The sequence below is a fragment of the Streptomyces atriruber genome (assembly GCF_001418325.1).
Taxonomy (GTDB): Bacteria; Actinomycetota; Actinomycetes; order Streptomycetales; family Streptomycetaceae; genus Streptomyces; species Streptomyces atriruber.
Genome location: NZ_LIPN01000038.1, coordinates 1 through 22411, shown reverse-complemented (window position 1 = coordinate 22411; position 22411 = coordinate 1). Strand labels below are relative to the sequence as shown.

22 protein-coding genes are annotated in these 22411 nt (G+C 72.0%); 10 read left to right on the top strand and 12 right to left on the bottom strand.

What is annotated here, in order from left to right; genetic code table 11:
- Positions 1-16: 16 nt before the first annotated feature.
- From AOK03_RS04745 to AOK03_RS04725, 5 genes are all read left to right on the top strand, one after another.
- On the top strand, positions 17-619 hold the full coding sequence (locus AOK03_RS04745) for a PepSY domain-containing protein (RefSeq protein WP_244177480.1): 603 nt from the start codon (positions 17-19) through the stop codon (positions 617-619).
- A 72-nt stretch (positions 620-691) separates the two neighbouring features.
- A complete protein-coding gene (locus AOK03_RS04740) occupies positions 692-1594 on the top strand; it encodes a LysR family transcriptional regulator (protein WP_055563876.1) in 903 nt (300 codons plus the stop codon).
- Between the two features lie 70 nt (positions 1595-1664).
- Positions 1665-2720, top strand: a complete 1056-nt coding sequence (locus AOK03_RS04735; RefSeq protein ID WP_055563875.1) for a tartrate dehydrogenase — start codon at positions 1665-1667, stop codon at positions 2718-2720.
- 26 nt (positions 2721-2746) lie between these two features.
- Positions 2747-4126 carry a C4-dicarboxylate transporter DctA gene (gene dctA / locus AOK03_RS04730; RefSeq protein ID WP_055563874.1) on the top strand — a complete coding sequence of 460 codons (1380 nt, stop codon included), beginning with the start codon at positions 2747-2749 and terminating at the stop codon, positions 4124-4126.
- 44 nt (positions 4127-4170) lie between these two features.
- Positions 4171-4719, top strand: coding sequence for a tellurite resistance TerB family protein (locus AOK03_RS04725; RefSeq protein ID WP_055563873.1), 549 nt, complete (start codon positions 4171-4173; stop codon positions 4717-4719).
- A gap of 46 nt (positions 4720-4765) precedes the next feature.
- Here AOK03_RS04725 and AOK03_RS04720 read toward each other — a convergent pair whose 3' ends face one another.
- The 4 genes from AOK03_RS04720 to AOK03_RS04705 form a co-directional block, all read right to left on the bottom strand.
- The gene (locus tag AOK03_RS04720) at positions 4766-5368 is read right to left on the bottom strand and encodes an acyl-CoA-like ligand-binding transcription factor (protein WP_055563872.1); all 603 of its coding nucleotides are present in this window, start codon (positions 5366-5368) and stop codon (positions 4766-4768) included.
- A gap of 121 nt (positions 5369-5489) precedes the next feature.
- The gene (locus tag AOK03_RS04715) at positions 5490-6332 is read right to left on the bottom strand and encodes a DUF1206 domain-containing protein (protein ID WP_244177479.1); all 843 of its coding nucleotides are present in this window, start codon (positions 6330-6332) and stop codon (positions 5490-5492) included.
- 182 nt (positions 6333-6514) lie between these two features.
- A complete protein-coding gene (locus AOK03_RS04710; protein WP_055563870.1) occupies positions 6515-6934 on the bottom strand; it encodes an STAS domain-containing protein in 420 nt (139 codons plus the stop codon).
- Positions 6935-7108: 174 nt separating this feature from the next.
- Positions 7109-8074: a helix-turn-helix domain-containing protein gene (locus AOK03_RS04705; RefSeq protein ID WP_055563869.1), complete on the bottom strand. Its 966-nt coding sequence runs from the start codon at positions 8072-8074 to the stop codon at positions 7109-7111.
- 70 nt (positions 8075-8144) lie between these two features.
- Here AOK03_RS04705 and AOK03_RS04700 point away from each other — a divergent pair, with 70 nt between their 5' ends.
- Both AOK03_RS04700 and AOK03_RS04695 read left to right on the top strand, forming a co-directional pair.
- Positions 8145-8501 (top strand): cupin domain-containing protein, encoded by a 357-nt coding sequence (locus AOK03_RS04700; protein WP_055563868.1) that lies wholly within the window; start codon positions 8145-8147, stop codon positions 8499-8501.
- A 141-nt stretch (positions 8502-8642) separates the two neighbouring features.
- Complete coding sequence (locus AOK03_RS04695; RefSeq protein ID WP_055563867.1) at positions 8643-9428, top strand: hypothetical protein; 786 nt, start codon at positions 8643-8645, stop codon at positions 9426-9428.
- A gap of 43 nt (positions 9429-9471) precedes the next feature.
- On the opposite strand, the gene AOK03_RS04690 is transcribed toward AOK03_RS04695, so the two are convergent.
- The 3 genes from AOK03_RS04690 to AOK03_RS04680 all read right to left on the bottom strand — a co-directional run bounded on the left by AOK03_RS04690 (position 9472) and on the right by AOK03_RS04680 (position 13673).
- Positions 9472-10338 carry an AraC family transcriptional regulator gene (locus AOK03_RS04690; RefSeq protein ID WP_055563866.1) on the bottom strand — a complete coding sequence of 289 codons (867 nt, stop codon included), beginning with the start codon at positions 10336-10338 and terminating at the stop codon, positions 9472-9474.
- Between the two features lie 34 nt (positions 10339-10372).
- Entirely contained in the window at positions 10373-12157 is a 1785-nt protein-coding gene (locus tag AOK03_RS04685) for an ankyrin repeat domain-containing protein (protein ID WP_055563865.1), read from the bottom strand.
- A 61-nt stretch (positions 12158-12218) separates the two neighbouring features.
- Complete coding sequence (locus AOK03_RS04680; protein ID WP_167355574.1) at positions 12219-13673, bottom strand: aminotransferase-like domain-containing protein; 1455 nt, start codon at positions 13671-13673, stop codon at positions 12219-12221.
- 110 nt (positions 13674-13783) lie between these two features.
- Here AOK03_RS04680 and AOK03_RS04675 point away from each other — a divergent pair, with 110 nt between their 5' ends.
- Both AOK03_RS04675 and AOK03_RS04670 read left to right on the top strand, forming a co-directional pair.
- On the top strand, positions 13784-15037 hold the full coding sequence (locus AOK03_RS04675) for a Tm-1-like ATP-binding domain-containing protein (RefSeq protein WP_055563890.1): 1254 nt from the start codon (positions 13784-13786) through the stop codon (positions 15035-15037).
- Between the two features lie 22 nt (positions 15038-15059).
- Positions 15060-15881 carry a phosphoenolpyruvate hydrolase family protein gene (locus tag AOK03_RS04670; protein ID WP_055563863.1) on the top strand — a complete coding sequence of 274 codons (822 nt, stop codon included), beginning with the start codon at positions 15060-15062 and terminating at the stop codon, positions 15879-15881.
- Positions 15882-15902: 21 nt separating this feature from the next.
- Here AOK03_RS04670 and AOK03_RS04665 read toward each other — a convergent pair whose 3' ends face one another.
- Entirely contained in the window at positions 15903-16562 is a 660-nt protein-coding gene (locus AOK03_RS04665) for a M23 family metallopeptidase (RefSeq protein ID WP_079074482.1), read from the bottom strand.
- Between the two features lie 437 nt (positions 16563-16999).
- On the opposite strand from AOK03_RS04665, the gene AOK03_RS04660 reads away from it, so the two are divergent.
- The gene (locus AOK03_RS04660) at positions 17000-18178 is read left to right on the top strand and encodes an acyl-CoA dehydrogenase family protein (RefSeq protein ID WP_055563862.1); all 1179 of its coding nucleotides are present in this window, start codon (positions 17000-17002) and stop codon (positions 18176-18178) included.
- 36 nt (positions 18179-18214) lie between these two features.
- On the opposite strand, the gene menC is transcribed toward AOK03_RS04660, so the two are convergent.
- The 4 genes from menC to AOK03_RS04640 form a co-directional block, all read right to left on the bottom strand.
- Positions 18215-19282 (bottom strand): o-succinylbenzoate synthase, encoded by a 1068-nt coding sequence (gene menC / locus AOK03_RS04655; RefSeq protein ID WP_055563888.1) that lies wholly within the window; start codon positions 19280-19282, stop codon positions 18215-18217.
- Between the two features lie 41 nt (positions 19283-19323).
- Positions 19324-20127, bottom strand: a complete 804-nt coding sequence (locus AOK03_RS04650) for a hypothetical protein (RefSeq protein ID WP_055563861.1) — start codon at positions 20125-20127, stop codon at positions 19324-19326.
- Positions 20124-21206, bottom strand: coding sequence for a M20 family metallopeptidase (locus AOK03_RS04645; protein ID WP_055563887.1), 1083 nt, complete (start codon positions 21204-21206; stop codon positions 20124-20126). The genes AOK03_RS04650 and AOK03_RS04645 overlap by 4 nt, the downstream gene beginning before the upstream one ends.
- A gap of 203 nt (positions 21207-21409) precedes the next feature.
- Positions 21410-22411, bottom strand: a 1002-nt coding sequence (locus AOK03_RS04640; RefSeq protein WP_055563860.1) for a dipeptidase, incomplete at its 5' end; no start/stop codon positions are given.

Genomic DNA, 22411 nt, shown 5'->3' with positions numbered 1-22411 from the left:
GATCTGTGTCGCTGCCGTGGCCGGAGCCCTGCTCACGGGCTGCGGCAGCGACGACGGCGACGCCGCGAAGACCGGCGCGTCCACGGCCGGACGGGCGGCGTCCCCGTCCCCGACCGACGGGAGCACCCTCACCGACGACCAGCGGGAGCGGCAGGCGCTCGTCCCCAAGGCCGAGGTCGGTTACGACAAGGCGCTGGACGCCGCGGTGGCGACGGTCGACAAGTCGAAGCCGGTCTCCATCGAGCTCGACGGCACACCGGACAAGCCGACCTGGGAGGCCGAGGTGGCGACCGCGGACGGCGCCGCCCACACCGTCCACGTCGACGCGGTCACGGGCAAGGCCGGTCAGCCGCAGGCCGACACGGACCAGGACCAGGACGACAGGCGCGAGCTGGCGGACCTGCTGAAGAAGGCGACCGTGACACCGCAGCAGGCCGCGCAGACCGCCACGGACAAGACCAAGGGCACGGTCACCTCCGTCGAGCTCGACGACTCCGACAACGGCGCCAAGGTGCTGTGGTCCGTCGACGTCGTCACGACCGACGACTGGAACAAGACGACCTTCGACATCGACGCGACCCACCGCAAGATCCTCCGGGAACACGTCGACCGGGACTGACCCCCGACCGGCGGGGGCGCTCGTACTGCCCTCGTGGCGGTGCGGCAGTGACACCGGCGCGAGGATGGGCGCATGGATGTTCGTCAGCTGGAGTACTTCCTCGCGATCGTCGATCACGGGGGTTTCAACCGGGCGGCGTCGGCCCTCTACCTCTCACAGCCGTCGCTGTCCCAGGCGGTGCGGGCCCTGGAACGGGACCTCGGCAGCAGCCTGTTCCACCGCATCGGCCGCCGGGCCGTGCTCACCGAGGCGGGCACGGCGCTGATCGATCCCGCGCGGGCGGCCGTACGCAGCCTGGCGACGGCCCGCGCCAGCGTCGCCGCGGTGCACGAACTGCGCGAGGGACGGCTGGACATCGCCGCCATGCCCTCCCAGGCGGTGGAACCGCTGACCACGATGGTGCGCGGGTTCAGCGACCGCTACCCCGGCGTGTCGGTGAACATCCGGGCGGCGTTCACCTCGCGCGACGTCATCGACATGGTGCGCACGGGCGCCGCCGAGCTGGGTCTCCTCGCGACGTCCGGTCCCGTCGCCGACAAAGAGGTGGTCCCGCATGACGTCGGCGAGCAGCGCTTCGTGCTGGTCACTCCGCCCGACGGACCCTTCCCGGCCGGCCGGTCGTTGGCCCGCGAGGAGCTGGCGGGCCAACGGCTGATCGTCGGGCAGCGGGGCACCGGAATGCGCGCGTACGTCGACGGGCTGCGCGAGCGGGGCATCGACTTCACGATCGCGGCGGAAACCGAACACCGGGTGGCGATCCTGCCGCTGGTGCTCGCGGGGGTCGGGCTCGCCGTCGTCACCGAATCCTGGCGCACGACCGCCGAGCGGGCCGGTGCGCTGGTCCTGGACATCGAGCCGCGGACGACGCTGCGGATCGCGCTGGTGAGCCGCAGGGCCGAGCAGTCGCCTGCCGCCCGGACGTTCCTGGCCTGCGGACTCGCCGCCGTCGGGCACGGAGAGCCGCTGCACTCATAGGCACCCCTTATAAGGCAGATCGGCAGAGCGTCTTGGACGGTCGAACGCCCCGATTGCTGCAATCAGGGGCATGACCCACCACCACATCGCACTCATTCCCGGTGACGGCATCGGGGCCGAAGTGCTGCCGCCCGCACAGCAGGTCGTCGACGCGGTCGGCGCCCGCCACGGCTTCGCCTGCACGTACACGACGTACGACTGGTCCTGCGAGCGCTATGCCCGCGAGGGCGCGATGATGCCCGAGGACGGGCTCGACCTGTTGCGGGACAAGGACGCCATCCTGCTCGGCGCGGTCGGCTACCCGGGCGTGCCCGACCACGTCTCGCTGTGGGGGCTGCTGATCCCGATCAGGCGGGGCTTTCGCCAGTACGTCAATGTGCGGCCGATCCGCGTCTTCGAGGGAGTCGAGAGCCCGCTGCGGGCCGCCGCGCCGGGGGACGTCGACTTCGTCGTCGTACGCGAGAACGTCGAGGGTGAGTACAGCGAGATCGGCGGCCGCCTCAACCGGGGCTTCGCCGAGGAAATGGCCGTCCAGGAGGCCGTGTTCACCCGCGCGGGAGTCACCCGCGTCCTCGACCACGCCTTCGGCCTGGCCGCGCGGCGCGGCGGCAGGCTCACCTCGGCCACCAAGTCGAACGGCATCGTGCACACCATGCCGTTCTGGGACGAGTTGGTCGCCGAGCGGGGCGCGGACCACCCGGGGGTGGTGTGGGACCAGGAGCACATCGACGCGCTGGCCGCGAAGTTCGTCCTCGACCCGGCCCGCTTCGACGTCGTGGTCGCCTCCAACCTCTTCGGCGACATCCTCAGCGACCTGGCCGCCGCCGTCGCGGGTTCCATCGGCATCGCCCCGGCCGCCAACCTCAATCCGGAGCGCGAGTTCCCTTCGATGTTCGAGCCGGTCCACGGCTCCGCCCCCGACATCGCGGGCCGCGGTATCGCCAACCCCCTCGGCGCGATCTGGTCCGCGGCGATGATGCTCGACCACCTCGGGCACCGTGCGGCGGCCGACGAGATCACGGCCGCGATGGCCGCGGTGCTCGCCAAGACCGACGTGCGCACCCCGGACCTCGGCGGCGACAGCACCACGGCCGAGTTCACCGAGAAGCTCCTCGAACTGCTCTGACACGTTCCCCGACGAGGAGTGACGCCATGGCGGCAACCGAGTCCACCACCTCCGGCACCCCACCGGCCGCACCACCGTCCGAGCCCGCCACACCCTGGTACAAGCAGCTGTACTTCTGGGTGCTGACCGCGATCGTCGCCGGGATCCTGACCGGCTGGCTCCGGCCGTCGGTGGGCGTCGCCCTGGAACCGGTCGGCACCACCTTCGTCTCCGCGATCAAAATGCTGATCACCCCGATCGTCTTCCTGACGATCGTCGCGGGCATCGGCGGTGTCGACAGCCTGCGCAGGGTCGGCAGGGTGGGCCTGAAATCCCTGCTCTACTTCCAGGCGGGCACCCTGGTCGCACTCGCCGTGGGGCTGATCGCGGTCAACCTCTTCCAGCCCGGCGCCGGTGTCCACGCCCACCCCGGCGACCTGCGCCTGTCCGGTGACGCCGCGCAGTACGTCAAGGACGGCGAGGACCAGAGCTGGTGGCACTTCCTCACCGACATCGTGCCCTCCAGCGCGGTCGGGGCCTTCGCCGAGGGGAACATCCTCCAAGTCATCTTCTTCGCCGTCCTGTTCGGCGTCGCGCTGAAAGCCGTGGGCCCCGTGGGCGCGCCCCTCATCGACGGCGTCAACCGGCTGAGCGCGGTCGTCTTCAAGATCCTGCACTACGTGATGCTCGCGGCCCCCGTCGGTGCGTTCGGCGCCATGGCCTACACCATCGGCAAGTACGGCATCTCGACCCTCACCAGCCTCGGCCGGCTCATCGGCCTCTTCTACGGCACGTCGTTGTTCTTCGTCGTGGTCGTCCTGGGCGGCGTCCTCGCCCTGCTGCGGATCAACATCTTCCGGCTGCTGCACCACCTGCGCGAGGAGTTCCTCATCGTCCTCGGCACGTCGTCCTCCGAGAGCGTGCTGCCGAGGGTGATGGCCAAGCTCGAAGGGCTCGGCGTGCGCAGGGACATCGTCGGTCTGACCGTGCCGACCGGCTACTCCTTCAACCTCGACGGCAGCTCCCTCTACCTCTCCCTGGCCGCCGTCTACATCGCCCAGGCCACCGACACCCCGCTCACCCTCGGCCAGCAGCTCGGACTGCTCGCCGTCATGATCCTGACGTCCAAGGGGTCCGGTGGTGTCACGGGCGCCGGGTTCATCGCCCTGGCGGCCACCCTCTCCACCGTCGGCACCGTCCCCGCCGCGGGCATCATGCTCATCTTCGGCATCGACAAGTTCATGTCCGAGTGCCGGGCGCTGACGAACCTGGCGGGGAACAGCGTCGCCACGCTCGTCGTCGCCCGCTGGGAACGCGTCCTCGACACCGCACGCGTGAACAGGGTTCTGCGCACCGGACGTCCCGAGCCCTCGAACGACCCGGTCGACCACGGAACTTCGACGGCCGGGAAGGCGTTGGCGGAGTGACGCGCACAAGCGCGTGGACGAGCGAAGCAGCCGAGGTGGCACGGATGGCGATGTGGGACCGGATCAAGGACCAGGCGAAGGGTCTGCAGCAGTCGCAGGGGGCGCGGAGCTCCGGCGGCCACGGACGACCGGGTTCGGGCTCCGGCGGGGGATCGAAGGCTCAGCTCGTGGGCGTGCTCAAGACCCAGCTGGCCTCCCTCAAGACGGAGCTCAAGAGCGGTGCGTACAGGGACGCCAGCATGGCCATGTGCGCCCTGGTCGCGGCGGCCGACGGCACGGTCGACCCGGCCGAGCGCCAGCACGTGGAGTCGCTGATCGTGCAGAACGACGTACTGCAGAACTTCCCGCCGGACCAGCTGCGGCAGCGTTTCAACAAGCACGTCGACCAGCTGTCGCTCAACTTCCAGCAGGGCAAGGCCGAGGTCATGCAGGAGATCGCCAAGGCGGCGAAGAAGCCGGTGGAGGCCAAGGCGGTCGTGCAGACCGGCATCGTCGTCGCCGGCGCCGATGGGTACATCGCCCCGGCGGAGGAGCAGGTCCTGCGGGAAGCCTGTGCGGCGCTGAACGTGTCGCCGCAGGAGTTCGGCCTCTGAGCGGCTGACGAGGGCGAGCACCACCGCCCTGGACCACCGGAAGGGGTTATGCCTCGACGGCGTCCAGGGCCGGGGTGATCACGTCGAAGGCCCGGTCGAGCAGCTCGGCCGGGTCCTCGGTGCCGTCGCTGCCGCTCCACCGCTGCAGCACGGCGTCGAAAGCGGTGAGGGCCATCCCCGCGGCAAGCCGGGGGTACAGATCGGCCTCGGGGTCGAGCCCCGTACGGCGGCCCATCTCCTCCGTCAGATCGCCGCGCCACTGCGCCTGCCGCTCCAGGAAGCGGGCCAGCAGGGCGGGCGTCCGCAGGATCAGTTGCACCACGCTCAGCGCGCGCTCGGAGTGGTCGGAGCGGTCGGAACAGATGGCGAGAGGGACCTTCACGGCGTTCCACAGCGCTGTCGAGTGCGGTTCGCCGGCGGGACGCTCCGCCAGCTCCGCGCACATGCCGGTGCCCATGTCGGCCAGGAACTGGATGACCACGTCCTCCTTGGACGCGAAGTACCGGAAGAACGTGCGCCGGGAGACTCCGGCGGTGGCCACGATCTCGTCGATGGTGACCGCGTCGTACCCCTTCAGCGCCAGCAACTGCAGCGCGGACTCGGTCAGTTCGTCCGAGACGAGGCGGCGCTTGCGCTCGGCCAGGCTCATTCGGGGGTGGGAAGTCACCGGGTCATCGTACATCTCGGGTGTTCGCATGCCCTATTTGTCACCCAGGGGCGCAGTGGCATCCCATGCCGTGGATGGCGAGGAATGCCGACCGCTTCCGAGCTCAGAGCTTGCGCCAGCGGGCGCTCGCCCACGAGAAGAGGCCGAAGGCCACGAGGCCGACGGCGATCAGCGCGAGCAGCCACGGCCCGGCGCCGGTGTCCGCGAAGGAGCGCAGGGTGTTGTCCATCCCCTTGGCCTCGCCCGGCTTGTGCCGCAGCGCCGCGGTGATGGCGAAGCCGCCCGCGGCGGCGAACACCGCGCCGCGTGCCGTCCCGCCGGTGATGCCGATGACGTCCGTCGCCCGGCGCATCCGCCGCGGCATCTCGGAGACGCGCAGCCGGTCGCGGAACTTCCGCAGGAGTGCGCGGCCGGCGATCCAGAGACCCGCCCCGAGCACAGCGGCGCCCGCGGCCGCGACGATCCATTGCCCGCCGGGCCAGTCGAGGACCTTCGCCGTCGCGTCCTGCGTCTGCCGGTCGCTGGAGCCGCTGCCGCTGCCCTGGTCCCCGGCGGCGTAGGCGATGACGGAGTACGTCACGAAGCCGTAGAAGAGACAGCGCACGCCCGCGAGGGCCCGCTTGCTCGCCGCGTCGCCGTCCGGTCCTGCCTGGCCGAAGAAGACCTCGGAGAGCCGCCACAGCGCCATGCCCGCCAGGGCGCCGCCGAGCAGCCACAGCAGTACGTGCCCGAACGGCCGGTCCGCGAGCTCGGCCAGTGCGCCGCCACGGTCCGCCTGACGGCCGTCGCCGTCGGAGAAGGCGATGCGCAGGGCCAGCGCCCCGATGAGCAGGTACAGGACGCCACGCCCGATGAATCCGGCGCGCGCCACCGCGGCCACACCGCGTCCCTTTGCCGCACGCCGCGCTGTGCCCTTGCCGCGCGCGGTGGCCGACGTGAGACGCACGGAAGAGGGACGGATGGAAGGGAGGCGCATGGAGGGGAGATGCATGCCTACCGAATGCCCCGGGCGCCCTGCCTCATGCGAGCCGCTTCTCGGGCTCGAATGGGCAGTGATGGCGCCTTCATGCGCTGACGCGTCGGCTCGGGGGAATCGACGCGTAGGTGAATCCCGGTCGTGGGGCCGCGTCAGCGGAACCCGCTCCGGGTGCCGGTTCGCCCGTGGGGGACCGGCGCGCCGGCCGGGATCGTGAATGCCTTGTCGAGGGATGTGATGCGCAGCAGACGCCGATTGCGTGCGCTGCCGGGCACGAGCCATAACGTGCCTCGGGCGGGGGTGACCCGTTTCCGGATCCGGACGAGCAGCCGCAGGCCGCCGGCGTCCATGAACGTCACCTCCCGAAGGTCTGCGACGACCCGAGGGCCCGCATGGTCCAGAAGTGCCATGACACGGGGGGCGAGCTCCTGGTCGGCCCAGGCGTCCAGTTCGCCCCAAAACGCAAGGACATCAGTGCCGTTCACCACGCGGTGGTGCAGGCCGAAGGTGAAGTCGGCGGTGCCCGTTTCCCAGTCCAGCAGTGTCTTCTTCCCTTCACGGAGAGTAATCAAAATGTCGGTGGCGCGGCGTACGAAGACCGGCGCCGGACGCCACCGGGGTCCTGGGCGGCACCGAGGTCATGTGTCAATCGTTCCCGCTCAGAGCCATTCGTACCCTCGTGCGGTGATGTGTTTGGTCGAAAAGCGGAGCTGATGAATCGTCAACTCACTGGTTACGCACAGTAGTCACAAAGGTTTGTCCGTCCGCGGGGCGGTACGGAAGGCCCGGCGGTAGGCGCCCGGCGTCGTCCCCAGGGCGCGCAGGAAGCGTCTGCGGAGATTGGTCGCCGAGGAGAGCCCGGCGCGCCGGGCCACCGCGTCCAGCGGAAGGTCGGTGGACTCCAGCAACTGGCGGGCCACCCCGATGCGTTGGGCCAGCAGCCACTGACCTGGGCTGACGCCGAGCTGGTCGGCGAAGTGCCGCGCGAGGGTCCGGGCGGAGACGCCCGCGCGTGCCGCCAGGTCGTCGACGCCGACCGGGTCGTCGAGATGCTCCGAAGTCCACGCGAGGAGCGGCGCGAGCGAACCGTCGAACTGGGCGGGGTGCGCGGGGGCCGCGTACTGCAGCTGGCCGCCCTCGCGGTGCGGCGGCATCACCATGTTCCGCGCGACCTGCGCGGCGTACGCGGCGCCCTGATCGGTCCGGACCACGTGCAGACACAGGTCGATGCCCGCGCCGGAACCCGCACTGGTGGCCACGTCCCCGTGATCCACGTACAGGACGTCCGGGTCGAGCCGGACGGCCGGGAAGCGTGTGGCCAGTTCGTCCGCGAGGGCCCAGTGCGTGGTCGCGCGGCGCCCGTCGAGGAGGCCCGCGTGTGCGAGCACGAACGCGCCCGAGCAGATGCTGAGCATCCTGGCCCCGCGGCGGTGCGCGCGGCGCAGTGCGCGGATCACGGCGGGGGAGGGGGCTTCCGTGGCGGGCAGCCAGCCCGGGACGATCACCGTGTCGGCGCGGCCGAGCGCGTCCAGGCCGTCGGTCACGAGCATGTCGTACCCGGCGCGCGTGGCCACCGGCCCCGGGTGCTCCGCGCACACGCCGAACGCGTACCGCCTCGGAATGCCGGGCCGTTCGATGCCGAACACCTCGGCGGCGCAGGCGAGTTCGAAGGTCGACTGGGGAGCGTGGACGAGTGCGACGACGCGATGCATGGCAGGAAAGTACCTCAGCACGACTTTTCTGACACTCGGCGGGACGATCACCGCCGGGGAGGCTGGAGCCATGACGACGGAACAGAACAACCCGACGGCGGAACCGAACGCCGGGCCCGGCTACGTATGGGCGGCCGTGCGCGACGCCCCCACCCGCGAACTCTTCCCCGGCATCCGGCTGCGCTCCCTGTGGACGGGCGACAACGGCGCGCACGCCCACGTCCTGGAGATGGACCCGGACTCCCGTTGGGAGGGGATCGACGTGCACGAACCCGGGCCCGAGGAGGTCTACGTGGTCTCCGGTGTGTTCAACGACGGCCGGCGGGACTATCCGGCGGGCTCGTTCATCCACGCGCCCGCGGGCTCCTCGCACGTCCCGCAGACGACCACCGGCTGCACGCTCTTCCTCTTCTATCCGGAGGGGTAGCGGAGGGACGGCGGACGGGCGCCGGAGGGGCAAGAGTCCAAGGCCGTGGCGCGATTGTCCATGGCGGTGACGCGGGGCGCGAGCGCGACACTGTGAACGCGCCCGCACTGTTCTTCGCCCCCCACCGAGGAGGAACAGCACATGTCTGCACTCAGAACCTGGCGCCGATGCGGCGCGGTCGCCGCGGCCGTCGCCGGACTGCTGGCGGCGATGCCCGGCCCGGCCACCGCGGCCGTCGGAGGCGGGAACGTGTCGATCGGCTGGTCCATCCCCGGCACCCCCGCCGACGGCCTGCGCGACATCACCTTCCCCATGACGGTCAACAAGGCCACCGCGCACCAGGACGGCATCTACTTCGCCCAGCAGTTCGGCTTCACCAACGCCGCCGACGTGGGCTACACCGGCCTGCAGCCGCGTGCGAACAGCGGTGGCAGCGAGCGCCTCTCCGCACGCTTCTCCAACTTCGTCGCGGGCTCGACGACCACCGACCCGCTGTGCCACGAAGGAGCCGACGGGGGACCGGGGGTGACCTGCGCGGTCGACTTCGACGGCGTCTACGGCCACCGCTACGACATCAAGGTCGAGCGGACCGGCACCGACACCTGGACCGGCACCGCACGGGACACGGTCACCGGCAAGGAGACCCACCTCGGCACGTACACGCTCCCGGCGGGCAGCGGAAACCTCCGCGGCTCGCAGGGCGGTTTCGTCGAGTACTACGCGGGGATCCCCAGCTGCGCCGAGATGCCCAGGTCCGACGTCGTCTTCGGCGGTCCCACGTCCGGCGACGCGGGCGGCCTGAGCGGCACGGCACGGGCCAACTACGAGTACAGCGACTGCGTGGGCGAGTCCGGCTACCGCGCGGAGGACGACGGCGCGGGCACCCACGTCACCCGCGGCTTCATCTCCACCGCCTCGACCGGCTGAGCCCGACGGGACCCGACCGGCTGAGCCCCACGAGAGGAGGGGTTCAGCCCTGGTCCCGCTCCACCGGAAGCCACAGCTCGGCGTCCGCCTCCGCATGGTCCGGCGACGGACGCATGCGAAGGATCTCGGGGCCGGGGCGGCTGCGGTACGGGTTCGAAGGGAACCACTCCGTGAACACGTCCCGCCACAGGTTCTGAACGGCCTCCGGCGCCTGGCCCGATGTCGCGAAGACCGCCCACGTCCCGGCGGGCACGGGCAGCACGTCCCAGCCCGCCGGGGCGTCCGCGGACGTGATCACCCCTTGGTAGTAGTCGAGTTCGGTGCCTTCGGCGCGGCTCGGGTCCAGGTCGTCGCAGACGGCGAGCATGCCCTGCGGCTCCTGGTCCGACAGCTTCTCCAGCCGCTCCAGGTCCTCCGGCGCGATCCCGCGGACGAAGTCGATGATCGCCCGGTTCGGTCCCGAGTGCACCAGCGGCACCCGGGCCTTGCGGCCGACGACGCTGCAGGCCTGCTTGTCCACCACGCGGTAGCGCATGTCGCTGCTCCCGTCGATGGTGAGGCGGAAGGTCATCCGGGACTGGGAGCTGAGCGTGGCTCCGGTGCGCCGGGCCTCGCCGGGCCCGATGCCGTGCATGGAGCGGAACGCCCGCGCGAACGCCTCGCCCGAGCCGTAGCCATGGCGGACCGCGATCTCCAGCAGCGTGTCGCGTCCCTCCAGCACCTCGGCGCCCGCGAGGGTGAGCCGCCTGCGCCGCACGTACTCCGACAGTGGCATGCCCGCGAGCGCGGAGAACATCCGGCGCAGGTGGTGCTCCGAGGTGGCCGCGACGCGGGCCGCCTCCGCCACCTCGACGGTCTCACCGAGGTGGCGCTCGATGTACTCCATGGCCTGGTTGAGCCGTTCCAGCACGCGCGACCCCCTTCCTTCTCCGTGATCATCAAGGTCAGCGCACGAGGTCCGCGGGCAGCCCCACCCAGCGCCGCGGCAGCGTGTGGTCGAGGGCCCGGCGGCCGTCGGTGACGCGGAGCCCGGCGGCCGCGCAGGCGTAGGCCAGGTTGAGCGCGTCGTACGGGACACCGGGGCCGGCCTGCCAGAAGCGGAAGTGCCAGTACGCGGCCGGGTCCGTCGCCTCGGGGGAGAGGCCGATCTCCTCGTGCTCCACGCACCGGCCGTCCCTCGCCAGCGTGCCGTGGGTGCCGCCCTCGGGGTTGAAGTACAGCCCGTAGGCGGTGGTGCCCGCCGATATCGCGCGCAGCACCGCGTCGTCGCCCGGCATGTACCCGTCCTGCGTGATGACGCAGCCCCCGGGACTGCCCGGCAGGTCGGTCACCGTGACGAAGCGGAGGGCCGTGTCGTAGTCGTTCTCCTCCCCGTCGAACGGGGCCTCCTCCGAAGGGACTTCGGGGCAGAGGGCGGGATCGGCGCCCAGCCGCCGGATGACCTCGTCCGCGTCGAGATCGCGGACGAAGGCGACCCCGAGCCCTTCCGTCCACATCTCCTCGTCGAAGGCCGCGATGAGCGCGTCGGCGGCGCGGAAGGCCGCCAGTTCCTCGTCCGGCAGCGCCACCGCGCCCGGCAGGCCCGCGACGACCGCGGCGAGCGGCGTCGTCAGCAGCAGCCGCCCCGGCGACCAGGGACCGGTCTGCGGGGTCCAGACGTCCGCCCCGGCACGGATCAGTGCCCGGACACTGTCCTCGTCGCCCTTGCACGCGGCGTGCCACAGCGCGGTGTGCCCCTCGTCGTCGGGCGCGTCGACCCGGGGGGCGTGCGCGAGCAGCAGGCCCACGGCCTCCGCGTCGCCCCGCTCGGCAGCCAGGTGCAGCGGGGTGGCACCCGACCACACCTGCTCGTCGACCGGTGCGCCGCCGTCCAGCCGGGCCCGGATCAGGGCCGCGTCGCCCCAGTCCTCGTGCCCCATGCCTGCCCAGTCGCCCCGCGGCACGTACCGCACGCGTGCCTCTTTCCGCTCGCGCAGCAGGGCTCGCTCGCGCCCGGACATCGGCCGGGCGAGGAAGGCGGGCGGCCCGCCCAGCCGGGTGAAGACGAGGGACCGGGTGCCCGTGGCGCGGGGCGTCGGCAGGCCGGGCCACACCTCGACGGCGTGCGCCGCCGCGGCACGCAGGGCGTCGGCGTCCACCGGCGTACCGGTCTCGGGGATGTCCTCGTCCGGCCACTCCACCACCAGCCGCGTCTCGCCGGGCGGCGGCAGCTCCGTCAGGTACAGGTCGACATCGGTCCTGAACAGCGAGTCGCGCATCCCGCCGAGGTCCAGCGGGATCAGCCCGGTCGGCCGCCCCGGGAAGGCGGTGGCCCGATCCGCCGCCGGGCCGACCAGCGTCCCGTACTCGTCCCGATCCGCGTCGAGCGAGGTCACGCGCCGCCCGTCAGCCAGCATCAGCCCCACCCGCAGCCCCGACTGGCGAGCCCGCTCCTCGTTCTGCCGAAGGACCGTCCGGTGCACGACCAGGTGCAGCGTGACCGAGTCCGGCCACACGGACCAGCCGGTCAGCAGGACCTTGGCCGCGGGCCCGCCCCCGGCCACCGCGAGCTGCGGCACCGGCGCGGGCGCGAACCAGTCGAGCGGCGGGCGCTCGCGGGCCGCGTCCTCATCCGGCGGGCCCAGCCTGACCACCTCGCCGCCCCGCGCGGCCGGTACCTCGAACAACTCCTCGCGCAGCCCCTCGCACGGCTCCTCGGCCGAATGCACCAGGTCGTCAAAGAATCCCATGCCCGCATGCTGCCAGCAGGGTCTGACAACGGGCCGTCCCCGCGACGCCGCTGACGGAGGCTCAGCCTCCGGCGGGCACCCGGCTCCGCTCCGCGCAGTCGAGCAGCGTCGGCAGCGCCCGCTCCAGCAGGTCGACGCCGTGCGCGTACGGCAGCCGCAGCCGGTCACGGAACCCGTCCACCGCGGAGAACGCGGACCCCGGCACGACGGCCACGCCCCGGCGCCGCGCCAACTGCGCCAGCGCCTCCGTGTCGACGCCCGGCACCCGCACCCACAGCGCCGGGCCGCCCGCCGGACGGTCCCACTCCCAGTGCGGGGCCCGCGAACGCAACAGCTTCTCCGCGCCCGCCAGCTGCTCGCGCAGCACCGCCCGGCGAGCGGTCCGTGCCTGCGGCAGCCCGGCCAGCAGCCGCACCGCCACCATCTGGTCCACGACCGAACACGACAGGTCCACCGACGTCTTGATCTTCGCGAGGCGCGCCACGATGTGCGGCGACGACCGCACCCAGCCCACCCGCAGCCCGCCCCAGAACAGCTTCGACAGCGTTCCCACCGTGATCGTGGACGCCATCGGGAGCCGGGCCGTCAGCGGCACGGGGGCCCCGTCGTCCGCCAGGCCGAGCTCGGCGCACGCGGTGTCCTCGACGGTGAACACCTCGCGCTCGCCCAGTGCGGCCGCCCACTCCCGCAGCGCCGCCCCGTCCAGGCTGCGGCCCGTCGGATTGTGCACCGCGGGCTGGAGGTAGACGAGCCGCGGCCGGACCTTCGCACCGAGGCGCCGCAGGGCCGCCGCGTCGGAACCCGCGCCACCGGCCCCGGGGCCGTCCCCGCCGACCGGCACGAGCCGTGCGCCGCGCGAGCGCAGCGCCTCCAGGGCGCCCCGGTACGTGGGGTTCTCCACCACCACCGTGTCGCCCGGGTCGACGAGCGCCTGCGCGACCAGCCAGACGGCCTGCTGCGAGCCGGCCGTGACGAGGATCTGATCCGGTTCGGTGGGCAGCCCGGCGCCGCGGTAGTACGCCGCGATGCCCTCACGCAGCTCCGGCAGCCCGTGCGTCAGATAGCCGTCGGCCCGCAGCAGGGGGGCGAGGTCGTCGCCCGACAGCGCGCCGACCGCGTCGGCCACCGCGCCCAGCCCGTCCAGCGCGCCGCTCGACAGATCGGCCCCGCTCGTCCGCGCGTCGAAACTCGCGAGCCGGCCCTCGCCCCCGTGCCGCTCCTCGCCCACCTGCTGCTCCAGGGCGCCCGAACCGCGCAGCCGTGAACCGCTGCCGCGGCGGCTCTCCAGCCAGCCCTCTTCCTCCAGGAGGCTGTACGCGGCGGTGACCGTGGAGCGGCTCACTCCCAGCACACCGGCCAGTTCACGCTGTGAGGGCAGGGTCGAGCCGGGAGCCACGTCCGCCCGCTCCGCCAGCTCCCGCAGAGCGTCCGCGAGTCGACGCGGAAGCGGAGTCGAGCCCTCCGATGACCAGCCGGTGAGCAGCCGCGACAATCGGGCTGTCGGGATCTTCGCCATGCCCTCATCTTCGCCCATGCGCAGGCCAATCGGGCCCCACTGGCCGTTGTCTCGCTTGAGGACCGGTCGCAGGATCAGCAGCACCGAGCACCTGAAGGAGTGTGAAGTACATGGCGACGGTGGTCCTCGTCGGAACACTGGACACCAAGGGCGAGGAGTACGCGTGGTTGCGCGAGCGGCTCCGGGAGTACGGCAGCGACGTCCTGCTGGTCGACGTCGGCGTGCTGCCGCCGCCCGCCCACGCCCCGGCGGCCGACATCCCGGCCGACGTGGTGGCCGGGGCCGCCGGACACGACCTGGCGGCGCTGCGCGCGGCCGGTGACCGCGGCGCGGCCGTCGTCGCCATGGCCGACGGGCTGACCCGCGTCGTCCTCGACCTGCACCATCAGGGCAAGCTGCACGCGGTGCTCGCGGCGGCCGGCAGCGGCGGCTCGGCCATCGCCGCGCAGGCCATGCGGGCCCTGCCCATCGGCGTGCCGAAGGTGCTGGTGAGCACCATGGCGGGCGGCGACGTGGCACCGTATGTCGACAGCAGCGACCTCACGATGATGTACAGCGTCGTCGACATCTCCGGCATCAACTCCGTCTCGAGCCACATCCTCGGCAACGCGGCGGCCGCCGCGGCCGGCATGGCCCGCCGTCAGGAGCGCAGCTACGAGGAGCTCGCGGGCCCGCGGCGCAAGGTCGTCGCCGCCACCATGTTCGGCGTGACCACGCCCGCCGTCGACGCGGCCCGTGCCCGCCTGGCCGAACTCGGCTACGAAGTCCTGGTCTTCCACGCCACGGGCGCCGGTGGCCGTGCGGTGGAGAAGCTCGCCGCCGACGGCCTGCTGGACGGCGTCCTCGACCTGACCACCACCGAACTCGCCGACGAACTCGTCGGGGGAGTGCTCAGCGCGGGACCCGACCGGCTCACCGCGGCGGGCGCCGCCGCCATCCCCCAGGTCGTCGCGCCCGGCGCCCTCGACATGGTCAACTTCGGTCCCGCGGAAAGCGTCCCCGAGCGTTTCGCCGGACGGCGGTTCCTGGTGCACAACCCGACGGTCACCCTGATGCGGACGACCGCCCGGGAGATGGCGGCCCTCGGCGCCATGCTCGGCCACAAGCTCGCCGCGGCCCGTGGGCCCGCCGAACTCTTCTGGCCCCTGCGCGGCCTCTCGGCCGTGGACATGACCGATGCACCCTTCGCCGACCCGGTGGCCGACAGGACGGGCCTCGACGCCCTGCGCGCCACCGTGTGCGGCAGCGGTGTCCGCCTGCACGAGGTCGACGCCCACATCAACGACGCGGCCTTCGCCGTCACCATGGCCGACCGTCTGCACCAAATGATCGGCGAACGCGCCGCCTCACAGGCCGTCCGCTGATCCCCTCTTCGAGGAGCACCCCATGAACCGCAAGGAAGCACTCGCCCGCCTGCACGCCCAGGTCGCCGCCGGACAGCCCGTGATCGGAGCGGGCGCCGGCACCGGCCTCTCCGCCAAGTGCGCGGAGGAGGGCGGCGTCGACCTGCTCATCATCTACAACTCCGGCCGCTACCGGATGGCGGGCCGCGGTTCCCTGGCCGGACTCCTGCCGTACGGCGACGCGAACGAGATCGTCGTCGACATGGCGCGCGAAGTCCTGCCCGTCGTCCGGGACACCCCGGTCCTCGCGGGCGTCTGCGGCACGGACCCGTTCCGCCGCATGGACCTGTTCCTCGACCAGTTGAAGGCCATGGGCTTCACCGGCGTGCAGAACTTCCCCACCGTCGGGCTGTACGACGGCACGTTCCGGGTCAACCTCGAAGAGACCGGCATGGGGTACGGCCTCGAGATCGACATGGTCCGCGCCGCCCACGAACGCGACCTGCTCACCGCGCCCTACGTCTTCGACCCGGAGCAGGCCGCGGAGATGGCGAGGGCGGGCGCCGACATCCTCGTCCCGCACGTCGGCCTCACCACGAAGGGGTCCATCGGCGCGGGCACCGCGATGACCCTCGACCGGGCGGCGGCCGCCGTGCAGGAGATGCACGACGCCGCCAAGCGGGTGAATCCGGACGCCCTGGTGCTCTGCCACGGCGGCCCGATCGCCGAGCCCGAGGACGCGCGGTACGTGCTGGAGCACACCACCGGCATCGTCGGCTTCTTCGGCGCCTCGTCGATCGAACGACTGCCCACGGAACGGGCCATCGTCGAGCAGACGCGGGCCTTCAAGTCCCTGCGGTCCTGAAGCCGTCGGCCGCCGGAAGTGTTACCAGAGCCGAGCGCCCCGCCGCGCCAGATAGCGGTAGGGACTGACGTCCGAGCCGTAGTGGCGCCGGGCCCGGATCTCCAGATGGAGGTGGGGTCCGGTGGCACGTCCCGTGCTGCCGCTGCTCCCGAGCCGCGTCCCGGCGCGCACGCGGGCACCCTTGCGCACGCGGATGCGGGACAGGTGCCCGTACACCGCGTAGTGCCCGTCCGGCATCCGTACGGTGACGGCGTTGCCGTACGCCCCCGACCAGCGGGCCAGCACCACGACCCCGCTGCCCACCGCGTACACGGCGGTGCCGCGGGGGACCGCGAGGTCGATTCCGGTGTGATGGCCCGCGAGCCAGTTGCCGCGCACCCCGTACCGGGCGGTGACCCGGTAGCGGCGGCGCAGCGGCAGGGTGAACCGGCGGGGACCGGCCGCGGCGAGACCGCGCTCATCGTCCTCGGGGGTCTCGGGGAACTCCGCGTCGCCGTCGGCCAGCGCCGACTCGAACTCGGCGTCGTAGGTGGTCGCGCAGGAGCCGTCGAGCTCCTCGTCGGCCTCCGGCGCGGCCGCCCCCGCGGAGAGGGCGCCGCCCGCCAGCAGCACCGCGGCCATGCCCAGTACGTCACGTCGTGTGGTGCCCGCAGCACGCGGGCTGTCTATGTGGTGGCCCATCTCACTCAGCAGACAGTCCGGGGCGGCGAAACGCACGTCGACTGCGCCATCCGGTGGACCCGGGCCCCGCCCGCACCGCCGACGACGAGGGGCGGAATCCCTCCATAACTGAGCGGACTAGTGCTCAGTACGAACTGATATTGGACGCCCTTGGAACGCTCGGACGATACTGGTCGGGCAAGGAAAGGGCGGTCATTCGCGGCCGTATTCACGGGGCGCTCAGATTCCTCACATGACGCGTGACGGCATGTGAGGAATTTGCGGCGGCCCGGTTCGTCCGGTCCGGCGCCAACAGTCGCCGCCGGGACTTCGTCATTTCCGCGCACTTCAAAGGGGTTGGGCATCAGTGGTTCGCTCACTGGATTCAGGGTGGAACTCGTCTGTGTACGGCGTCCCCCGTCCTTTCTGAGCCGTTCTGAAAGGACCGGATTCACATCATGGACGCGGCGGACACCACGGTCCTCCTGGACCGGGTCCGCGGGACTGCGGACGCACTCCGGCGCGGTTCGGCCCAGGTCGACAGCGGCCGAACCGCGCCGGACCTCGGCTATCGGCTGGTCCGGGAGGCCGGTCTCCTGACGCTCCTGGTTCCGCGGGAGTTCGGCGGCGAGGGACTCTCGTTCCTCGACTACACGAAGATCCTGGAGACGCTGGCCGTCGGGGACGGGGCGACCGCCCTCGGATTGAACATGCATTACGTGGCCATCGGATCTCTCTGTGAAACGGGCAGGTCCGAACTCCCCGCCGCCGCCGACCGGTTCCGCAGCTGGATCTTCCAGGAAGTCGTCGAGCACGGCCGCATGTTCACATCGGCCACGGCCGAGACGGGCAGCGGCGCCAGGATCCGCCATATCCACACCACCTATCGCAGCGCCGGTGACAGTTACATCCTGAAAGGCACCAGGTCCTGTGTGTCACCTGCAGGCATTGCCGATCACTATGTGATCGCGGCCCGCGAAGAAGGCACCGCGATAGCCGACGAGGTGTCTCATTTCGTGGTGTCCAAGGCCGACCCGGGGGTCTCCTTCTCCGACCCCTGGGACGGCGCCGCACTGCGCGGCACCCGGACCGCGACCATGACGCTGAGCGACGTGGCCGTCCCGCGGCACCGGCTCTTCCTCGGTGAGGAAGGGCTCTCCCTGTTCAGGCTCGTCAGGGAGCCGCACTGGACGGTGTCCGGCTGCATGGGCGCGTATCTGGGCATCGCCGAATCCATCCTCCGGCTGACGGTCGGTCTCCTGCGGGGCGACGAGCGCCGCCGCTCCTCGCCCGCCCTCCAGGCGGACGTCGGCCGGCTCGCCGTCGACCTCAGGGCCGCGCGGGCGCTGGTCCACTCCGCCGCCCGGCTGGTCGACGAGGAGAAGGGGAGCCTGGAGGCCCACACCGCGGTGCACGCGGCGAAGTACTGCATCGCGGAGCTCGCCCCCCGGCTCGCCCTGGGAGCCGTCCGGCTCTGCGGCGCCGACGCGCTGCGCGGCCCCGGCCCCCTGGAACGGCTGCTGCGGGAGGCGTCCCTGTGCTCGGTGCTGCCCGCGGGTCCTGAGGAGTCCCTGGAGTACGTGGGCAAGTCGGCGCTCGGCCACAACATGTTCGACACCCAGATCTGCGACTGGTGACGGCCGCCGCCGAAGACACCGCCGCCGACCGGTTCCCTAGAGGGCGATCCATTCGGTGGAGGTCGTCACCTCGTCGAGGACGTCCGGCAGCGGCTCCGTGCCGAGGCCCGGGCCGGTCGGGACCTCCAGGTGGCCGTCCGCGAGGACGAACGGCTCGGTGATGTCGGTGGCGAAGTAGCGGTGCGATCCTGACGTGTCGCCGGGCAGCGTGAATCCGGGCAGCGCCGCGAGCGCGACGTTGGCGGCGCGGCCGATGCCGGTCTCCAGCATGCCGCCGCACCACACGGGAATGCCGTGGGCCCGCGCGATGTCGTGGATGCGACGGGCCTCCAGATAGCCGCCGACCCGGGCCGGTTTGACGTTGATGATGGAGCAGGCCCCGAGCGAGATGGCGGCGGCCGCGTGGGCCGCGGACTCGATCGACTCGTCCAGACAGATCGGGGTGCGCAGCAGCTTGGCGAGCTGCGCGTGCTGCACCATGTCGTCGTTGGCGAGGGGCTGTTCGATCAGCAGGAGGCCGAAGGCGTCGAGCTCGGCGAGGTGCTGGGCATCGACGAGGGTGTACGCGGCGTTCGCGTCGACCTGCAGCAGCAGATCGTCCCCGAAGCGTTCGCGCACCGCGCGCACGGGCTCGACGTCCCAGCCCGGCTCTATCTTCAGCTTGATGCGGACGTAGCCCTCGGCGACGTACTTCTCGACGGCGTCGAGGAGTTGGGGAATCGAGTCCATGATGCCCACCGAGACACCACAGGGGACCCGGTCGCGCGCGGCACCCAGGTACGAGCCGAACGACTCGCCCGTGGCCCGGAGCTGGGCGTCGAGCACCGCGCTCTCCAGGGCGGACTTCGCCATGTGGTGGCCGGTGAACGGCTCCAGGGCCCGGCCCACGGCGGCCGCGTCCACGCCGTCCTTGGGCAGCGCGGGGATGAGGAACTTGCGCAGGACGTCCTGCGCCCCGTCGACGTACTCACCGCAGTAGCGGGGCTCGGACATCGCCGCGCATTCGGCCCAGCCCTCCCCGTCGGCGGTGACGACGCGCACGAGAAGGACGTCGCGGCTGGTCTCGACGCCGAAGGAGGTGCGGAACGGCGCGACGAGCGGCATCGCGACGCGGCGCAGTTCGATGCCGGAGATCTTCGTCTTGGTCACTGGTTGCTCCCGGTGGGCAGGTGTGCGGGGGTGGCGGGGACGCGCTGGACGACGTAGCCGCGCCGGTCGTGGAAGCCGAGGACACGGGCTCCCTCGGCGAGCAGGCCGCCGAGGGTCTCGCGGACGGCGATCCGCCAGGCGCGGGCGGCCGCGGCGTCGGTGCGGCGCAGCGCCTCGATGTCGTCCGGCAGGTCGATGAGGACGAACTCGGCGTCGGTGGGGCCGAGTCGGGGGAGGCCTTCGTGGTCGCGCACCGCGTGTGCGGTGCCGGGGGGCAGCGGGATGCCGTCCTGGGCGGCGTCCGGCCGCGGGGCGGACAGGTCCCAGGAGGTCAGGACCCGGTCCGATTCGTCGCCGCCGTTGATGGCGTCGTCCATGGCGCCGTAGAAGGACTCCAGGTACTCCTCCGGTCGCGCCCCCAGTTTGGTGAGGTTGAAGTGGGCGTTGCGGCGTATGAGGGGGTCGTAGGTCCAGGTGATGCGCTTCAGGCCGCGGTCCAGGGCCCATTGGCGCTGGTGCAGTTTGAGGGCGAGGCCGATGCCGCGGCCCATGGCGGCGCCCGTGATGTGCGAGTGCAGGGCGGCGCCCGCGGGCTCTCCGAAGAACGCGACGGTGGCGCCCCGCAGCCGCCCGTTCTCGTACGCTCCGCCGACGTAGTTGCCTGCATGGGCCAGCGCGCGCATGACCTCGGCGGAGATCGGGGCCGTGCTCGGCTCGGTGCCCCAGATGCCGGCGTACAGGCGGCAGACGGTCTCGAACTCCTCCATGGTGTGGAGTTCGCGGATGTCGAGGTGGCTCACAGCAGCGCTCCGACGAGGTGGGCGAGGAGTTGGGTGCGGGGCGGCATGGCGGCGGTCACGACGTGTTCGTGGTCGGCGTGGGCTCCGTCGCCGACGGCGCCGAGGCCGTCGAGCGTCGGACAGCCGACCCCCGCCGTGTAGTTGCCGTCGGACGCCCCGCCGACGGCCGTCTGCCGGAGCGGGCCGAGCCCCGTGCGCCCGGCGATGTCGGCGGCCAGTGCGAACAGGCTCTGGGAGGCTTCGGCGTCCAGGGGCGGGCGGTTGGGTCCTCCGCCGACCTCCAGCCGGGCTTCGGGGTGGTGCGGCACGAGGCCCTTGAGGAGGTCGTCGACCGCCGTCTGGGCCACCGGGGTGGGCACCCGCGCGTCGATGCTGAGCCGGGCCTGTGCCGGGACCGTGTTGGTGGTCGTACCGGCCGACATCACCGTCGGAGTGATGGTCGTCCCCGGCCCGGTGCGGGCGTTCACCGTGTCGGTGATGTCCCGCAGGGCGAGGAGGTGGTGGGCCAGTTCCGTGGCGGCGTTGACGCCCTTCTCCGGGTCGAGGCCGGAGTGGGCGGCGCGTCCCTGCACCGTGATGTCGTAGTGGGACACGCCCTTGCGGGCGGTCTTCAGGGCGCCGCCGGTCGCCGAGGCCTCCAGGACGAGGGCGGCCCGGCAGGCCCGCGCCGTGTCCTCGATGAGCGCGCGGGAGGTGTCCGAGCCGACCTCCTCGTCACCGGTGACCAGCACGCAGACACCGTCGAGGGAGGGCAGCAGGGACAGGGCGTGGAACATCTGCACCAGCCCCGCCTTCATGTCGAAGATGCCGGGGCCGCGTGCGACACCGTCCCGTACCGAGAACGGATGGGTCTTGAGGGTGCCGATGGGCCAGACCGTGTCGTGGTGGCCGAGGAGCAGGACCCGCGGGGTGCCGAAGCTCCACCGCAGATGGGTCACTCCGCCGGTCACCAGCGTCCGCGGGCGGGCGCCGAGCAGCCTGCTGCCCTGCTCCGCGACGACCGCGGCGCTGCGGGCCACGGCCTCGTGATCGGCGGAGTAGGACTCGCAGGACACGAGTTCTTCGAGGTCGTCGAGCATGGCGTCGAGGGGCGGCGCCGGGTGGAATGCGTGGTCGGCCTGCACGGGGGGAGTCCTCCAGGTGGTGGGATGACCACCACGCTAGGCAAGCCGCCGGGAGCGGAGTTGGTACGAGGATCACCCGTGTCGGACGGGAATTCGTACCGGGAACCGAAGAGGGCACGGCTGCCCTCCCGACCCCCGCATCAGCCGCCCCTGTCAGCTCAGCCCATGTGCGAGCCCATGACCCGCTTCAGATTGCCGCCGAGGATCTTGCGGACGTCGTCCTCGGCCAGCCCGCGGTCCAGCAGCGCGCCGGTGACCAGCGGCATGCCCGCCGGCCCCTCGAGCCCGGGGAAGTCGAGGAACGGGTCCTCGCCGCCCAGTGACTCGCAGCACGGCGGGGTGAGGTCGGCCATGACCTCCTGGATGAAGTCGGCGCCGAGCCCGACGTGGTCGATTCCGGCGACGGAGACGATGTGCTCGATGTGGTCGACGATCCGCTCGACGCCGATCTTGTCCCGGTCGTCGGTGAGGAAGTCCGGAATGAAGTTCACGCAGATCACCCCGCCCGTGGCAGCGATGCCGCGCAGGTGTTCGTCGGACAGGTTGCGGTGGTGGTCGCGCAGCGCCCGGGCGCACGAGTGGGTGGCGATGAGCGGTCTGGTCGCGATCTCCAGGACGTGGGAGACGCCGCTCGCGCCGAGGTGGGAGACGTCGAAGAGCATGCCGAGACGCTCCATCTCCCGCAGCGCCCGGACGCCGGGGATCGTCAGCCTGCTGCCGGTGGCGTCCTCGCAGCTGCCGTCCGCGAGTGCCGTGCGGCCCCAGTGGGCCATGGAGGCGATCCGCACGCCGAGCCGGAAGAGGGTGGAGAACAGCTCCACGTGGGCATCGACCCCGGGCGCACTCTCCAGAGCGAGGACCAGGGCGATCCGGCCGTTGGCCAGGGCGGCGTCGATCTCCGCCCCGTCCCGGCACAGAGCGACGTGGTCGGCGTTGCCCTCGGCGAGGACGTGGGCGCACTCGATCATGCGCAGGGTCTGCCGGAGCGCGCCTTCCGGCCGGTACTGGTCGTCGATGAAGACGGGAAGCACCTGGATGTCGATGCCTCCGTCGCGCAGCTGGGGCAGCCAGCGCTCGCGGAAGAAGCTCGCCCAGCGCTCCGGCGGCCGGGCGGTGACCGCCATCAGGAGGTCGTTGTGCGCGTCGGCGACGACGGCACG

Coding starts and splice junctions, on each gene's coding strand:
- AOK03_RS04665 (WP_079074482.1), bottom strand. CDS start 16,562: ATGGGCCACCACATAGACAGCCCGCGTGCTGCGGGCACCACACGACGT.
- AOK03_RS04645 (WP_055563887.1), bottom strand. CDS start 21,206: ATGCTCGACGACCTCGAAGAACTCGTGTCCTGCGAGTCCTACTCCGCC.
- AOK03_RS04720 (WP_055563872.1), bottom strand. CDS start 5,368: ATGAGCCTGGCCGAGCGCAAGCGCCGCCTCGTCTCGGACGAACTGACC.
- AOK03_RS04725 (WP_055563873.1), top strand. CDS start 4,171: ATGGCGATGTGGGACCGGATCAAGGACCAGGCGAAGGGTCTGCAGCAG.
- AOK03_RS04700 (WP_055563868.1), top strand. CDS start 8,145: ATGACGACGGAACAGAACAACCCGACGGCGGAACCGAACGCCGGGCCC.
- AOK03_RS04660 (WP_055563862.1), top strand. CDS start 17,000: ATGGACGCGGCGGACACCACGGTCCTCCTGGACCGGGTCCGCGGGACT.
- AOK03_RS04735 (WP_055563875.1), top strand. CDS start 1,665: ATGACCCACCACCACATCGCACTCATTCCCGGTGACGGCATCGGGGCC.
- AOK03_RS04740 (WP_055563876.1), top strand. CDS start 692: ATGGATGTTCGTCAGCTGGAGTACTTCCTCGCGATCGTCGATCACGGG.
- AOK03_RS04705 (WP_055563869.1), bottom strand. CDS start 8,074: ATGCATCGCGTCGTCGCACTCGTCCACGCTCCCCAGTCGACCTTCGAA.
- AOK03_RS04680 (WP_167355574.1), bottom strand. CDS start 13,673: ATGGCGAAGATCCCGACAGCCCGATTGTCGCGGCTGCTCACCGGCTGG.
- AOK03_RS04695 (WP_055563867.1), top strand. CDS start 8,643: ATGTCTGCACTCAGAACCTGGCGCCGATGCGGCGCGGTCGCCGCGGCC.
- AOK03_RS04670 (WP_055563863.1), top strand. CDS start 15,060: ATGAACCGCAAGGAAGCACTCGCCCGCCTGCACGCCCAGGTCGCCGCC.
- AOK03_RS04675 (WP_055563890.1), top strand. CDS start 13,784: ATGGCGACGGTGGTCCTCGTCGGAACACTGGACACCAAGGGCGAGGAG.
- menC (WP_055563888.1), bottom strand. CDS start 19,282: ATGCCGCTCGTCGCGCCGTTCCGCACCTCCTTCGGCGTCGAGACCAGC.
- dctA (WP_055563874.1), top strand. CDS start 2,747: ATGGCGGCAACCGAGTCCACCACCTCCGGCACCCCACCGGCCGCACCA.
- AOK03_RS04685 (WP_055563865.1), bottom strand. CDS start 12,157: ATGGGATTCTTTGACGACCTGGTGCATTCGGCCGAGGAGCCGTGCGAG.